Genomic DNA, 14,265 nt, shown 5'->3' with positions numbered 1-14,265 from the left:
GGCCCGCCGTCACGCACTGCGTGACGGCGGGCCGTCGGTTGTCGCCTCGAATCAGACGGCGAACAGCCAGAACCACTGGTTCTGGTCCCCGGTGTTGCACGGCGCCATCGTGAAGAACCCGTGCATGCCGGTGTTGGAGACACAGGTCCCGGTGTGCTTGTTCTTCAGCACGCCGTAGTTGGTGTTGCCCGGGATGCTGGTCCAGGTCCACAGCTGGAAGTCGGCCGTGAGGTGCGCCTGGAGTCCCTGCACTCCGGCCCAGTCGTCCGAGATGTCGACGTCGGTGGCGTTGGTGGGATCCACCTGGAGGACCTTCGTACCGGCGCTCTCCGGCTTGTCATCGGACTGGATGACGATGGTCCCGTCCGAGTACTGCCAGACGGTCCAGGTTTGCGCGTTGCTGTGATTGGTCTCCCAGACACCGATCGGCTGGCCGTCGTTGAACTGGTCCATGTTCAGGTCCATCGAGCCGTTGGCCGCGTAATTGAGGATGTTGGTCGTCTTGGTCTGCTTCGGCGGGGGCGGCGGAGCGGGCTTGGACGTCGAGGGAGGCGGTGGGGGAGCGGGCTTGGACGTCGACGGCGGCGGGGCGACGGCGCTGGAGGTCGAAGGCGGCGGCGCGGTCGAGGACGTCGGGGGCTTCGGCGACGGGGTGCTGGGCGGTGCGGACGGTGTCGGCTGGACGACGATCACCTGCGGGCCGGTCGCGGCGGCGGGTTGTGGTGAAGCCTGCGTGCTGGAGGCGAAGGAGGGGTGGATGCCGAACCACAGCGCCAGCACAGCCGCGGCTGCGGCGGCGAAGAACATCAGTAGTCGTTGAAGCCAGCGTGGCAGTAGCGCCGATTGCAGATACGTGCCTTGCAGGCTGACCGGTTGTCCCAAACCCGACGGGGTGACGGTGATGCTGTATTGGTGCCGGGCTTTGACGCCGAACCACAGCAGTCGCCCGGGTCGGACGGCGAATTTGCTGAATTGTGCGCGTCCGGGTTGGAGTCGCAGGGCTGGGGTGCGGATGTCGATGTGCAGGTTGGTGTTGTTGGAGGTGGTGGTTACGGCGGCGCTGGTGGCGATGTTGCTGTAGTTGTCGACGGCGAGTCGGACGCGGCCGCGGTGCCAGCCTCGGGTGGTGGCCGGTACGAGTTCGGCGCGGAGGTCGGCGAATTCTGCGACGCGCAGGATGCCTTCGATGGCGAAGGTGTTCTCGCGGTCTTCGCGCGGGGTGACTTTCACCGCGTAGGGCTGTGGGCCGGCTTGGGCTTCGGAGCTGCGTGGCGGTGTGAAGGTGAGTTGTGCGGTGCCGGTGGTTCCGGGGTACAGGCGCAGGGTTTGTGGTTCGACGACGGCCCATTGTCCGGGGTCGCCGGTGGCTTGCAGGTGGTATTCCTCGACGATGTCGCCGGTGTTGCGCACGGTGATCGTCACCGTCGCCTCGCCACCCGGTTCGACGTCCGCCGTCACCGGGTTCACATCAACCCACACGATCCGCTGCTCCCTGCGTTCCTTGCCGGCGTGCGCCCGCGCCGACTGCTCGGCCGGGCCTGCCCGGACACCTTACGGGCCGGTCAGAGGCTTTCGACCACGGCTTGGGGATTCCCGGACCAATCCCGGACTCAGGGGTCTACCGGCCCCGCCCGTAGGGGCAGAACCGAGTGCACCTGTGTCCGTCCCTGTGGACCTGTCGAGGGGGCGCCGACATCGGTCAGTGTGGCGGCTGAACTTTTTTGCCCGAGTACGGGTTTCGCACCCGAGTACGGTTTTTCGAGGAGACATCGACCATGCCGACATATCTGTCGCCAGGCGTCTACGTGGAAGAGGTCGCCAGCGGCTCGCGGCCGATCGAGGGCGTGGGCACCTCGGTCGCGGCCTTTGTCGGCCTCGCGCCGCGAGGGGCCCTGAACGCGCCGACGCTGGTCACCAACTGGTCCCAGTTCGTCGCCGAGTTCGGCGAGTTCACCGAGGGCTACTACCTGGCCCATTCGGTGTACGGGTTCTTCAACAACGGCGGGACGACCGCCTACGTGGTCCGCGTCGGCGGCGTCGAGGGCGGCCTGGCCGGTCCGGGCGCCGTGAACGGGGGCAACGGCCGGGCCGTCAGCTCCGGCCACCGGGGCGTCGTGACCGGTGCCGAGCGCCAGGCTCTGACCGCCGGCGAGCCGGTCGCGCTGGGCGGGTTCAAGGTCACCACCCAGCCCGGCGCCTCCGGGCCGGTCACGGTCGAGGTCACCGACGTCCCGGCCGGCGAGAGCGGCGGCGACAAGGGCGGCGACGCCGCGGACCGCTTCCGGCTGCTGGTCAAGGTCGACGACAAGGTCGCAGAGACCTTCGACGTGTCGGCGAACAAGAAGGCCGGCCGGTCGTACGTCACCACGCAGGTGCGCGAGCGCTCCAAGCTCATCATCGTCGAGGAGGCCGGGTCCGGGACCCTGGCCCGGCCGGACAACCAGAGCGTGGCGGTCCCGGCTTCGGCCGCTGGTAGCGGCGCTGCCGGCGGCGACGCGCCGTCGTCGGCCCCGGTGTCCACCGGCTCCTACATCGGCGACTCCGCCGACCGCACCGGCTTCGGCGGCCTGGAGGCCATCGACGAGATCACCATGGTCGCGGTCCCGGACCTGATGTCGGCCTACCAGCAGGGCACGATCTCCGAGGAGGAGGTCAAGGCGGTCCAGACGGCGCTGATCGGGCACTGCGAACTGATGGGCGACCGGGTCGCGATCATCGACCCGCTGCCGAACCTCAACGCCCAGCAGATCCGCACCTGGCGCCAGACCGGAGCCGGCTACGACTCGCACTACGCGGCGATGTACTACCCGTGGATCCGGGTCTTCGACCCGGCCGCCGGCAAGTCGATCGCGGTCCCGCCCAGCGGCCACATGGCCGGCGTCTGGGCCCGCAGCGACGCCGAGCGCGGCGTGCACAAGGCCCCGGCCAACGAGATCGTGCGCGGCGCGGTGGACCTGGAGCTGCAGATCACCAAGGGCGAGCAGGACCTGCTCAACCCGATCGGCGTGAACTGCATCCGCGCCTTCCCCGGCCGCGGCATCCGCATCTGGGGCGCCCGCACCCTGTCCTCGGACCCGGCGTGGCGCTACCTGAACGTGCGCCGCTACTTCAACTACCTGGAGGAGTCGATCCTCTCCGGGACGCAGTGGGTGGTCTTCGAGCCGAACGACCAGGCGTTGTGGGCGCGCGTGCGCCGCAACATCTCGGCGTTCCTGGTCAACGAATGGCGCGGCGGCGCGCTGTTCGGCTCCCGCGCCGAGGACTCGTTCTACGTCAAGTGCGACGAGGAGACCAACCCCCCGGAGTCGGTGGACGTCGGCCGGGTGATCTGCGAGATCGGCATCGCCCCGGTGAAGCCGGCCGAGTTCGTGGTGTTCCGCCTCGCGCAGATCTCCGGCGGCGGCAGCGAACTGGAGGAGTAGGTGAGCCCGCTCACCATCTTCGACCCCTTATTCACCACGTTCACCGCGGTGAGCGCACACTCACGCACACTTAAAGGAATCGGATCACCATGGGTTTGATGAACGGCGACTCCGCCGCCGCGCACAATTTCGCCCTCCAGATCGACGGCGTGCAGGTCGAGTACCTGGCCGAGGTCGGCGCGCTCCAGCTGGAGCAGGATGTGATCAAGCACGTGCAGAACAACCCGCAGGGCAAGCCGATCGTCCGGATGATGCCGGGCATCTCCCAGGGCGGCACCGTGTCGGTGACCCGCGGCCAGACCCAGAGCTCGTCCTTCACGAACTGGATCAACGAGTCGCTGGCCGGGAACATGGGCTCGGCGCGCAAGAACGCGACGATCATCTACATGGACTACATGAACAACCCGATCAAGCGCTACGACCTGCGCAACGCGTGGTGCTGCAAGGTCGAGACGGCCGGGACCAAGGCCGGTGAGGCCCAGGTGCTGACCGAGCAGGTCACGATCACCTTCGAAGAACTGGTCATCGCCTGATGAAGCGCTCGCTCCCGGGGGCCGCGACGGCGGCCCCGGCGGTGCCGGCGCAGGCTGCCGCGGCTTCTGGGGCGGTGCCTGGTACGGCTTCCGGTGCGGCTTCCGGGTTGGCGGACGGCGGCGGGACGGCGGTCGCGCTGGCCGAGGCCGGCTCTCTGGCTGCCGCTGCCCCTGCTTCCGCCTCCACCTCCGGCTCCGCTCGCGTCGACACCCTCCGTACGGAATTCGACTTCGAACTCCCGCGCGGCTACGTCGACGACGCCGGCACGGTCCACCGCCGCGGCTCCATGCGGCTGTCCACGGCCCGCGACGAACTCGTCCCGCTGCGGGACGTGCGCGTGCGCGAGAACCCGGCGTACCTGTCGGTGGTCCTGCTCGGCCGCGTGATCACCCGCCTGGGCACCCTGCCGATGGTCCACGACGGGATCGTGGAGAACATGTTCGCCTCGGACCTGGCCTTCCTGCAGGACTTCTACGAGCAGATCAACGCCGAGGGCCACACCCTGGCCTCGGTGACGTGCCCGAACTGCGCGGAGGACTTCGAGATCGACCTCGGCGGGAGCCGCCTGGGGGAATCGTGACGTACGCGGCCGACCAGCTCCGCGACGAGGTCGCGTACGTCGCCTACCACTTCCACTGGGGCCTGGACCAGATCCTCGACCTGGAGCACGGCGACCGGCGCGGCTTCGTGACCGGCATCGCCGGGCTCAACGCGCGCGCTTCGGAGGGCTGAGCCGATGGGGATCTTCTCGCGACGGGTGCAAGGTGCGGGTGGTGGTGACGCCGGTGCCGCTACTGACGTCGGTGCCGACGCTGGTCTTGACGCGGGGTCGGCCGGGCCGATGGCTGGCATGAGCACCGTCGGCCCGAGCACAAGTGCACCGTCGGCTGACTCGTCAGGCGATGGTTCGGCTTCAGAGGTCTCGTCAGGCGGAGCAGCGGTGCAGCGACGTGAATGGGCAGCGGTCCCGACGATGCGCGGCGTCAGCCGCTCCGGCGCGGGCGGCGTCTCGGAGTCGAACTTCGGCGCGCGCCTGGCGACGTGGCAGAACCCTTCGTTCCAGCGCGAGCCGCGCCGCCAGGTCCGCACGGACGCGCCGACCGGCCGTGTGGTCGCTCGCGCGATCGCGCGCACCGGGAACCCCGCGTCGCTCGGGCTCCCGGCACTGAACCTGCCGCTGACCACGCCGGTTCAGCGGAGCGCGGAGGCGTCCGAACCTGCGTCGGCTCCTGCCACGTCGCCTATACCGACGCCGGTGGTACGCCAGTCGACGATCCGCACCCCCGCGCAGCCCGTCGCACGCCCCAACCCGACGCGCACGACTCGACCCCGCCTGACCGAGGCCGCGGTGGCGCCCCGCGTACGGTCGGTCGCACCGGTCCAGCGCGCCACGCCGGGTTCGGTAGCGCAACCTCCGCCGGCCTCACCAACGCCCCCGGCGATTCAGCGCTCGCAGCCCGCGAACCCGCGAGGCGGCGTCGGCGACCCGTCGACAGTCCAGCGCGCCTCGGCACCCGACGCGACGAACGCCCAGCGCCCCACCTCCACCCCGGCAGGCTTCAGCCTGCCCACGGTGCAGCGCACTGTCCCATCGACGCCACAATCCATGCCGATCCGCGCAGTCCAGCGGCGCGCAGGCTCAACGCCACCCCCGAGCGCCGCGCCACCCCCGAGCGTCGCCCCGGAATCGCCGGCCCCCACGCCCTCGGCCACGAAGTCTCTTCCCGCCACGCCAGCGGCCTCCACCGGCGTGCAGCCGCAGACCCCCGCAGCAGCGCGCCACACCGCCCCGGTCCGCCTCAACTCGCGACCGGCTTCCCCCACCCCGACCACGCAAACCAGGCCACTGCTCGGATCACGACACCTCTCCGGCTTCCCCGCCCCCGAGGCGCCAGCATCGGCCGGCGGCGCCGCAACGGTGCAGCGTGCCAGCCGACGCGAACCGGTCCGACCGGTCTACAACCGCCCCCACGCCGCCGAAGCACCGACCCAGCCGAACGCCGACAGCGGCGCGATCCAGCGCGAGGCATCGGCCGCAGCGATGGGCATGAGCTCGGCCAGCTCACCCGCGGCCTCGGCGGCGACCGGCCCAGTCGGTGGCTCACCTTCGCAGGCCGGTGCCGGCCCGATCCAGCGCTCGACAGCGCGCCCGATCACCAACGCCGCCAGCTCACCCGATGCGGCCCCTGATTCGCGCCCGACTGGCGCTAGCCCGGTCCAGCGTTCGACCGCGCCTTTGCCGGGTTCTGGACTGACCGGCGCTGGCTCGCAGGCTGGCCTGATCCAGCGCTCAGCCGCAGCCTCGCCAAGTTCCGGTCTGACTGGCACCGGCCCGATCGAGCGCTCAGCCGCAGCCTCGCCAAGCCCCGGTCCGACTGGCACGGGGCCGATCGAGCGCTCGGCTACAGCCTTGCCAAGTTCCGGTCTGACTGGCGCTGGCCCGATCCAGCGCTCAATCGCAGCCTCGCCAAGCCCCGGTCTGACTGGCACCGGCCCGATTGAGCGCTCGGCTACAACCTTGCCAAGTCCCGGTCCGACCGGCGCAGGGCCGATCGAGCGCTTGGCTACAGCCCTGCCAAGTTCCGGTCTGATTGGCGCAGACCCGCAGGCTGGGCCGATTCAGCGTCCTGTATCGAGCCCGCCAAGCAGCATTGATGAGTCGACCGGCGCGGCCACCAGCCCGATCCAGCGCTCAGCCACAGCCGCGCCGACCTCCGGCTCAACCGGCGTGGGCTCGCAGGCCGGCCCGATTCAGGGCCCGGCATCGAGCTCGCCGAACACTGCTGCCAGCCCGATCCAGCGCTCGGCGACTCTTGGCACGAGCGAGGGTTCGGCACCCGCAGGCTCATCGGCACCCGCCGCCCCGGTCCAGCGCTCGGTCACGGCGTCGGCCGCCCCGATCCGGCGCGTGACCCGGAATGCCCCGGCCGTGGGCCCGGCACCGATCTCCTCAACCGCTGCTCCGATTGCGCGCTCGGCCGCAGTCTCATCGAATCCTGGCTCGTCTGAGGGCCCGGATGCAGCTAGCTCGCTCCAAGGTTCGGCCTCGGCCTCCACGACTGCTGCTGGTCCGGCGATCTCAACGGGCGCGATTCAGCGTTCGGCCACGGCGGCTGATTCGAACAGTTCGGGCTCGGACTCACCGGCATCTGGCCAGACCGGTGCCGGTGCATCGGCAGCCGCTCCCGGACCTGTTCGGCGCTCGGCGAACGCTCAGCCCACCCCGATCCGGCGCCTGGCAGCAGCCTCAACAACCAGCCTGCCGCCGATCCAGCGCTCGGCGATGGTCCCATCGGCCGGCCAGGTGTCTGACTCGCTCAGTCGCTCGACTTCCGAGACGCCGACTACTTCAGCCACCAGCCCCGCCGGACCACTCGGCCACGCCACATCAGCAGCCGGCCGTCCCGCCGCAGCAGTCGGGCGCGCAGCCTCGGCGGCCAGCTACACCGCCGCCGCAGTTGGGCACGCAGCCCCGGCGTCCGGCCGCCCCGCCGCAGTACCCACGCGCCCGGCCACCCCAACAAGCTCCGCCCCAACCGGCTCCATCCCGACTGGCTCCACCTCGACCAGCCTCACCCCGACCCGCATCCAGCGAGCCATCCCCATCCACCGCCCCGCCACACCCGCCGCCGCTCCGCTGCCCCTCCCGATGGCGTTCCGTGCCCCGGCCGCGCCGCCGCCAGTGCAGCGTGCGCCGATGTCCTCCTTCCTCGCCGACGCCGTCAGCGAGCAGGCGCGCGACAGCCGGCAGCGCCTCAGTTACACCGTCGGCGACCAGGTCGGCGGCTTCTCCGACAAGATCGCCGACGTCCGTGACGCCGCCACGCTCATCCGCGACCCCTCGCAGTTCCGGGAGGTCGTCAAGCAGCGGGGCCTGGACATGGTCGCCGACGCCAATCCCATCGCCGGGACGCTGCTCGGCCACCGTCGTATCGACCAGGGGTCCGGCTCCGGGTCACGCGGCGGTGGCTCCGGACGGAACCGGGGTCGCGGCGAGCACCAGGAGATGGAGCAGCTCGCCGAGAAGCTGGTGGCGCCGCTGGCCCGGCTGCTTCGCACTGAGTTGCGCATGGACCGTGAACGGACGGGGCGCCTACGTGACTCAGGACGCTAATACTCCCGGCATGCCGGCGCTCCACAAGCAAACCAGCACCTCGAATAAGGACAGACCGAAACCATGACCACCGCCACCCAGGACCCCGGCTCCAGCCTGTTCTTCAAGCTGACCATCGACGGCCAGGACCTCGGCCTGTTCAACCAGTGCGAGGGCCTGACCGCGGAGGTGGAGGTCTACCAGCACAAAGAGGGCGGCAACAACGGCTACACCACCTACCTCCCGGGCCGGGTCAGCCACGGCAACATCACCCTCATCCGCCCCCTGACTCCGGACAGCAGCAAGATCGCCGCCTGGATCTCCTCCATCGCCACCGGCATCCAGCGTCCGACCGCGCAGATCGCCGCTTTGCGCGCGGACGGCTCGCTGGTCGTGCAGTGGGGCCTGCTGGACGTGCTGCCGGTCAGCTGGAGCGGCCCGACGCTGGACCCCACCAGCAACACCGTGGCCACCGAGCGGCTGGTCATCGCCCACCACGGCTTCACCGAATCGGGAGCGTGATCCGCATGTCCTCGCAGCCCGGAGTCAGCCTCGTCAAGGCCTCGCTCACCATCAAGGAACCGCCGATCGGCCCGGCCCTGGAGCCCGGCGGCACCATGCGGGAGATCAACTTCCAGTTCAACCCGGAGACGCTGACGCTGGCCAAGAGCGCCAACTGGAGCAGCACGCCGCTGCCCCTGTTCAAGTACGTCAGCATCCCCAGCTTCGGCGGCGCCGATCCCTACACCCTCTCCTTCCAGCTCTTCCTCGACTCCTCCATGACCCCGGCCGGCACCAAGGTCCAGGACGACGTCGAAGCCCTCCTGAAGTGCTGCGAGGTCACCGACCAGTCGATCGCCGCCTTCCAGCCCTCCACGCCGTGGGTCTTCTTCCAGTGGGGCAGCTTCTCAACGGTCAGTTTCAACGCATATGTCCAGAACATCTCTGCCAACTACACGTACTTCGACCCCTCCGGAGTTCCCCTCCGGGCCACCTGTGATCTGACGATTACTCAGATCCCCTCGCTCACCCTCGGTCAGAACCCAACGTCCGGCGCGCTGTCCGCGCACCGCTCACACCGCGTGCGCGCCGGGGACACGCTGCAGTCGATGGCCTGGTCCGAGTACGGCGACGCGACCGCCTGGCGCACCATCGCCGAGGCCAACGAGATCGACGACCCGATGCGCCTCACCCCGGGCCACGAACTGCTCATCCCCGCCCCCGACCAGGTCCGGAGGTAACCGGCGTGAGTTTCGGCTCCTTCTCCTCGGTCCCCAAGGTCGAGATCGGCGGCGCGCTGCCCCGGCTCCTGAAGGCCTCCCTGGACTCCTGCTGGGTGGAGTCCAGCCTCAACGTGCCCTCCACGTTCCACATCGCCTTCAAGGACAAGACCCGCCTGCTGATGTCCCTCTACGGGCAGTTGAAGATCGGCGCCCCGGTGACCGTCTTCGCGGTGGCCGGGCTCATCGGCGAGGACCAGCCGCTGATCACCGGCCAGGTCACCGGTATCGAGGCCGACTACTCCGGCGGCGACTTCTACACCGTCATCCGCGGCATGGACCACGCCTTCAAGCTGCTGCGCAAGCGGCGGGTGGCGCTGTACAAGAACATGTCCGCCTCCGACATCGTCCGCCAGGTGGCCGGCGAGCACGGGGTCTCGATCGGCAAGATCGAGTCCACGCCCCCGCCGCCCCCGGACTCACAGACCTCGCAGCCCAACATCGACGACTGGACCTTCATCCAGGGCCTGGCCGAGCGCTGCGGCAAGGTCGTGTACTTCGACAACATGGGCCTGCTGCACTTCCGGGCCCCGGTCAAGGCCGTGCCGCTGGCCGGCCTCAGCGCGGCCAAGAGTCCGTACGTGCTGGAGTTCGGCGCCAACACCCTGCGCTGCCGTTCCGGCTTCACCGCCGCCGACCAGGTCTCGATGGTCACCTCGCGGGGCTGGAACATGGTCACCAAGCAGACCCTGGTCGGCCGGGCCCCGGCGGTGGAGAACCCCGACGTGCTGGCCGGCCTGATCCCGGGGCAGGTGTCCTCGCCGTTCGGCACCGGCACCCTGGTCGAGACCGGCACCCCCTACGTCAGCCAGACCGAGACCGACTCCGCGGCCAAGTCCCTGGCCACCGACGTCACCTCGTCCTTTGCAGAGCTCGAAGTCGCGGTCCGCGGCACGCCGCAGCTGCTGCCCGACAAGTCCGTCACGCTGACCAAGGCCGGCACGCCCTTCGACGGCGCCTACACCGTCACCGGCGTCCGGCACGTGTTCGAACAGGGCACGTACGAGACCTGGGTCTCGATGACCGGCCGCCAGTTCCGCTCCCTGTACGGCCTGGCCTCCGGCGGCGCCGGCGGTCCGGGCGGACCCGGCGGCACCGGGCACCGGATGAGCGGCGTGGTCAGCGCGATCGTCACCGACATCCACGACCCGCTGCGTATGGGCCGGGTCAAGCTGCGCTTCCCCTGGCTCGACGACGACTACGTCAGCGACTGGGCCCGCACCGTGCAGCACGGCGGCGTCAGCGCCGCGGGCGGCATGGCCCCGACCATCGGCGGCGCCGGCGGCCACATCCCCGCCGGCTCCCCGGGCTCCGGCGGCTTCATCGGCTACGCCGTCAACGACGAGGTCCTGGTCACCTTCGACCGCGGCGACTTCGACCAGCCCTACGTCCTGGGCGGCCTGTACAACGGCGTGAACAAGCCCACCAAGTTTACCGTCGACGACCTGGTCTCCAAGGACGGCATCCCGAACGTGCTGGCCGTGTCCTCCCGGCGCGGCCACCGGCTGGAACTGCTCGACGACGAGTACGCCATGAACGCCGGTGCCAAACTCCTGACGAACGACGGCGAGCAGAGCGTCCATCTGGACAAGACGGAGAACGCGATCACCGTCAAGAACACCACCGGCCCGATCACCATCGAGAGCAAGACCCCGGTCGGCGGCGTCACGATCCGCGCCGGTAGCACCAGCATCACCATGACGCCGGAGGGCGCGGTGAGCATTTACGGCGCCACCGCCATCAGCCTCACCAGCGACGTCTCGATGTCGCTGAAGGCCACCGAGCTGAACCTGTCCGCACCGCTGACCACCGTGGAGTCCGCGGAGATCAATCTCACGGCCGCCATGATCACGCTGGAGGGCGCCGTCAACATCATCGGCGACGGCACGATCGAGGGTCAGCAGATCGTGGTGATATGAGATGCCGCATTCCGATACGACGGTGCTGATCATGAGGGGCCTGATCCGCCATGGGTGAGCGATTCGTCGGCTCCGGCTGGGGCTTCCCGATGCGCGTGGACGCCGGCGGCCGCATCGGCCTGGTCTCCCACGACCAGGAGATCGAGGAGGCCATGCGCCTGGTCCTGGCCACCGCGCCGGGGGAGCGGCCGATGCGCCCGGAGTTCGGCTGCGCCGTCCACGACCTGGTCTTCGCCCCGGTCAACGACAAGACCGTGGGCCGCATCCAGCACGAGGTGCGCTCCAGCCTGGACCGCTGGGAGCCGCGCATCTCGGTCACCGGCGTCGAGGTCAGCGTGGACCCCGACCGCCCCACCGTGCTCTACATCGACGTGCACTACCAGCTACGCGGCACCAACAACCCGCGGTCCCTGGTCTTCCCCTTCTACGTCATCCCCGACCACGAGGGCCCAGGGACCGCGCCAGCTACAGATACGGAAGCAGCCTGACATGGCTATGCCCTCGCCGAACCTCGACGACCGCCGGTTCCAGCAGTTCGTGGACGACGCCAAGCGGTACGTCCAACAGCGCTGCCCGGAGTGGACGGACCACAACGTGTCCGACCCCGGCGTGACGCTGATCGAGGCCGTGGCCTACATGGCCGACCAGCTGGTCTACCGGCTGAACCGGGTCCCGGACAAGAACTACCTGGCGTTCCTGGACCTGTTGGGCATCAACCGGTTCCCGCCGGCGCCGGCGCGCGCCGAGGTCACCTTCCGGCTGTCCGCACCGCAGCCGAACACGGTGCTGGTCCCGGTCGGCTCGCAGATCGCGACCCTGCGCACCGAGTCCGAGGAGGCGCTGGTCTTCAGCTCCGCCGAGCCGCTGCGGATCGTGCCGTGCTCGCTGACCGCGGTGGTGGTGCAGAACAACGGCGCCGGCCCCACCGACCGCACCGTCGACGTGCTCGACGGCAAGGACGTGCCGGTGTTCTCCCCGGCCCCCTCCCCGGGCGACGCGCTGTATTTCGGCCTGTCGTCGCCGGTGCCCTCGTGCCTGGCGGTGCTGCGGCTGAGCAGCCAGGTCGACGGCGTCGGCGTGGACCCGCGGCAGCCGCCGCTGGTCTGGGAGGCGTGGTCGGCCGACGGCTGGCTGCCGTGCGAGGTGGACGCCGACGACACCGGCGGCCTGAACCGGCCCGGCGACGTGGCCGTGCACGTCCCGTCCCGGCACATCGTCTCCCGGCTGGCCGGGATCGAGGCGGCGTGGCTGCGCTGCCGCGTGCTGGAACCCCGTGCGGCGCAGCCGTTCTACGCCGTCAGCCCGAGCCTGCGCGGCGCCACCGCGCGCACCATGGGCGGCACTGTCAGGGCTCTGCATTCCGAGGCGGTCCGGGACGAAGACCTCGGCGAGTCCTCCGGGGTGGCCGGGCAGCGCTTCCGGCTGTCCCGCAGACCGGTCGCCGTCGACGACCCGATGCTCCAGCTCGACACCTCTGACACCTCCGACGGCGAGGGCTGGAAGCGCTGGGAGCTCGTCGACACCTTCGCCGGCTCCGGGCCTGAGGACCGGCACTTCCAGCTCGACCCGGTGACCGGCGAGATCGCCTTCGGCCCGGCGCTGCGGCAGCCCGACGGGAGCGTGCGGCAGTACGGCGCGGTCCCGCTCAAGGGCGTGCGGATCCGGGCCACCGCCTACCGGATCGGCGGCGGCCGGTCCGGGAACGTCGCACGCGGCGCTCTCAGTGTCCTGCGAACCTCGATCCCTTACGTCTCCAGCGTGGCGAACCGCGAGGCCGCGCGCGGAGGCGTGGACGGCGAGTCGGTGGCCGAGGCGAAGGTGCGCGCGCCGATCTCGCTGCGGGCCCAGGACCGCGCGGTGACGGTGCGGGACTACGAAGAGCTCACCCGCCGCGCGGCTCCGGAAGCCGCGCGCATCCACTGCCTGTCGGTCGACGAGCAGACCAAGCTCAACGGCAAGGAGGCCGGGATCGGCGCGGTCCGGCTCCTCGTGGTGCCGCAGGCGGTGCCGGACGTCGGCGGCTTCCTGCGCTTCGAGCAGCTGGTCCCGGGCGACGAACTGCTCAGCCGGATCGCCGCCTACCTGGACGAGCGGCGCCCGATCGGCACCCGGCTGGCCGTGGGCCCGCCGTACTACCAGGGCGTCACGGCCGCGGTGACGCTGCACGCGTTCCGCGGCGCCGAGACCGACCTGGTCCGCACCGGCGCGATCAACGCCCTGTACTCCTACCTCGATCCGCTGACCGGCGGCCCGACCGGCGACGGCTGGCCGTTCGGCCGCGCGGTCCACTCCGGCGAGCTGTACGCGGTGCTGCAGCGCGTGCCGGGCGTGGAGATGGTCGACGAGGTGCGGCTGCACCCGGCCGACCCGCTGACCGGCAAGCGCGGCGACGCCGCCGAGCGGATCGAGCTGGACCCCTCGGCCCTGGTGTTCTCCTACGACCACCGGGTGAAGGTGGTGGGCGGATGAGGGGCGCGGTCGACGGGCTCGGCAGCCCGTTCCCGCTCGGCGAGCAGCTGCCGAGCGTCTACGCCGACGACGACTTCGCGCAGCGGTTCGTCGGCGGCCTGGACGACCTGTTCGCGCCGCTGCTGTCGGTGCTGGACAACATCGCGGCCTACCTGCGGCCCGAGCTCGCGCCGCCGGACTTCGTGTCCTGGCTCGGCGGCTGGGTCGGCGCCGAGCTGTCCGGGGACGAGTCCGACCCCGACCTGCGCGCGGCGGTGTCCGGCGCGGCCGCCATGCACCGGCACCGCGGCACCGTGCACGGCCTGGCCGAGGCGGTCCGGCTCGGCTTCGGCATCGAGCCCCGGATCACCGAGAGCGGCGGCATGTCCTGGTCGGCGCGCCCGCTCGGGCCGCTGCCCGGGGAGCCCGAACCGCGCCTGGAGGTGCGGCTCACCGCCGCGCAGGCCCGCTCGGTCGACCTGGCCCGGCTGCAGGCGCTCGTCGCCTCGGTCCGGCCGGCGCACGTGCCGTGTTCCATCGTCGTCGAAAAATCCTGAAAGGTAGCGTTC

Annotated in this window: 14 protein-coding genes; 11 read left to right on the top strand and 3 right to left on the bottom strand. The window is 70.5% G+C overall.

Features of this window, described 5'->3' with window-relative positions; genetic code table 11:
• Window positions 1–51 precede the first annotated feature (51 nt).
• Window positions 52–1,479, bottom strand: coding sequence for a hypothetical protein (locus ABH935_RS09730; RefSeq protein ID WP_370377479.1), 1,428 nt, complete (start codon window positions 1,477–1,479; stop codon window positions 52–54).
• Between the two features lie 296 nt (window positions 1,480–1,775).
• Between ABH935_RS09730 and ABH935_RS09725 the strand changes: the two genes are divergently transcribed.
• From ABH935_RS09725 to ABH935_RS09710, 4 genes are all read left to right on the top strand, one after another.
• Window positions 1,776–3,422 (top strand): phage tail sheath family protein, encoded by a 1,647-nt coding sequence (locus tag ABH935_RS09725; RefSeq protein ID WP_370377478.1) that lies wholly within the window; start codon window positions 1,776–1,778, stop codon window positions 3,420–3,422.
• Window positions 3,423–3,511: 89 nt separating this feature from the next.
• Window positions 3,512–3,955: a phage tail protein gene (locus ABH935_RS09720; protein WP_370352050.1), complete on the top strand. Its 444-nt coding sequence runs from the start codon at window positions 3,512–3,514 to the stop codon at window positions 3,953–3,955.
• Window positions 3,955–4,536, top strand: coding sequence for a hypothetical protein (locus ABH935_RS09715; protein WP_370377477.1), 582 nt, complete (start codon window positions 3,955–3,957; stop codon window positions 4,534–4,536). The genes ABH935_RS09720 and ABH935_RS09715 overlap by 1 nt, the downstream gene beginning before the upstream one ends.
• The gene (locus ABH935_RS09710; RefSeq protein WP_370377476.1) at window positions 4,533–4,688 is read left to right on the top strand and encodes a DUF6760 family protein; all 156 of its coding nucleotides are present in this window, start codon (window positions 4,533–4,535) and stop codon (window positions 4,686–4,688) included. The genes ABH935_RS09715 and ABH935_RS09710 overlap by 4 nt, the downstream gene beginning before the upstream one ends.
• A gap of 711 nt (window positions 4,689–5,399) precedes the next feature.
• Here the strand turns inward: ABH935_RS09710 and ABH935_RS09705 are convergent.
• Both ABH935_RS09705 and ABH935_RS09700 read right to left on the bottom strand, forming a co-directional pair.
• Window positions 5,400–5,687 (bottom strand): hypothetical protein, encoded by a 288-nt coding sequence (locus ABH935_RS09705; protein WP_370377475.1) that lies wholly within the window; start codon window positions 5,685–5,687, stop codon window positions 5,400–5,402.
• Window positions 5,688–5,912: 225 nt separating this feature from the next.
• Entirely contained in the window at window positions 5,913–6,113 is a 201-nt protein-coding gene (locus tag ABH935_RS09700; RefSeq protein WP_370377474.1) for a hypothetical protein, read from the bottom strand.
• A 1,540-nt stretch (window positions 6,114–7,653) separates the two neighbouring features.
• Between ABH935_RS09700 and ABH935_RS09695 the strand changes: the two genes are divergently transcribed.
• The 7 genes from ABH935_RS09695 to ABH935_RS09665 all read left to right on the top strand — a co-directional run bounded on the left by ABH935_RS09695 (window position 7,654) and on the right by ABH935_RS09665 (window position 14,253).
• Complete coding sequence (locus ABH935_RS09695) at window positions 7,654–8,070, top strand: hypothetical protein (protein ID WP_370377473.1); 417 nt, start codon at window positions 7,654–7,656, stop codon at window positions 8,068–8,070.
• Window positions 8,071–8,133: 63 nt separating this feature from the next.
• Entirely contained in the window at window positions 8,134–8,571 is a 438-nt protein-coding gene (locus ABH935_RS09690; protein WP_370352056.1) for a phage tail protein, read from the top strand.
• A gap of 5 nt (window positions 8,572–8,576) precedes the next feature.
• Complete coding sequence (locus ABH935_RS09685; RefSeq protein WP_194919642.1) at window positions 8,577–9,290, top strand: LysM peptidoglycan-binding domain-containing protein; 714 nt, start codon at window positions 8,577–8,579, stop codon at window positions 9,288–9,290.
• Window positions 9,291–9,295: 5 nt separating this feature from the next.
• Window positions 9,296–11,248 carry a VgrG-related protein gene (locus ABH935_RS09680; protein ID WP_370377472.1) on the top strand — a complete coding sequence of 651 codons (1,953 nt, stop codon included), beginning with the start codon at window positions 9,296–9,298 and terminating at the stop codon, window positions 11,246–11,248.
• Window positions 11,249–11,298: 50 nt separating this feature from the next.
• A complete protein-coding gene (locus ABH935_RS09675; RefSeq protein ID WP_370377471.1) occupies window positions 11,299–11,736 on the top strand; it encodes a GPW/gp25 family protein in 438 nt (145 codons plus the stop codon).
• A gap of 1 nt (window position 11,737) precedes the next feature.
• Complete coding sequence (locus ABH935_RS09670) at window positions 11,738–13,717, top strand: putative baseplate assembly protein (RefSeq protein ID WP_370377470.1); 1,980 nt, start codon at window positions 11,738–11,740, stop codon at window positions 13,715–13,717.
• Window positions 13,714–14,253: a phage tail protein gene (locus ABH935_RS09665; RefSeq protein WP_370352061.1), complete on the top strand. Its 540-nt coding sequence runs from the start codon at window positions 13,714–13,716 to the stop codon at window positions 14,251–14,253. The genes ABH935_RS09670 and ABH935_RS09665 overlap by 4 nt, the downstream gene beginning before the upstream one ends.
• Window positions 14,254–14,265: the final 12 nt, after the last annotated feature.

The sequence above is a fragment of the Catenulispora sp. GAS73 genome (assembly GCF_041262085.1).
Classification (GTDB): domain Bacteria; phylum Actinomycetota; class Actinomycetes; order Streptomycetales; family Catenulisporaceae; genus Catenulispora.
The sequence above is the reverse complement of the archived record's forward strand: the minus strand, read 5'-3'. Positions and strand labels throughout refer to the sequence as shown.

Bases quoted from the DNA above. Each gene is read 5' to 3' on its own strand.
- ABH935_RS09725 (WP_370377478.1), top strand. From the start codon at position 1,776: ATGCCGACATATCTGTCGCCAGGCGTCTACGTGGAAGAGGTCGCCAGC.
- ABH935_RS09720 (WP_370352050.1), top strand. From the start codon at position 3,512: ATGGGTTTGATGAACGGCGACTCCGCCGCCGCGCACAATTTCGCCCTC.
- ABH935_RS09715 (WP_370377477.1), top strand. From the start codon at position 3,955: ATGAAGCGCTCGCTCCCGGGGGCCGCGACGGCGGCCCCGGCGGTGCCG.
- ABH935_RS09695 (WP_370377473.1), top strand. From the start codon at position 7,654: ATGTCCTCCTTCCTCGCCGACGCCGTCAGCGAGCAGGCGCGCGACAGC.
- ABH935_RS09690 (WP_370352056.1), top strand. From the start codon at position 8,134: ATGACCACCGCCACCCAGGACCCCGGCTCCAGCCTGTTCTTCAAGCTG.
- ABH935_RS09685 (WP_194919642.1), top strand. From the start codon at position 8,577: ATGTCCTCGCAGCCCGGAGTCAGCCTCGTCAAGGCCTCGCTCACCATC.
- ABH935_RS09675 (WP_370377471.1), top strand. From the start codon at position 11,299: ATGGGTGAGCGATTCGTCGGCTCCGGCTGGGGCTTCCCGATGCGCGTG.
- ABH935_RS09670 (WP_370377470.1), top strand. From the start codon at position 11,738: ATGGCTATGCCCTCGCCGAACCTCGACGACCGCCGGTTCCAGCAGTTC.
- ABH935_RS09665 (WP_370352061.1), top strand. From the start codon at position 13,714: ATGAGGGGCGCGGTCGACGGGCTCGGCAGCCCGTTCCCGCTCGGCGAG.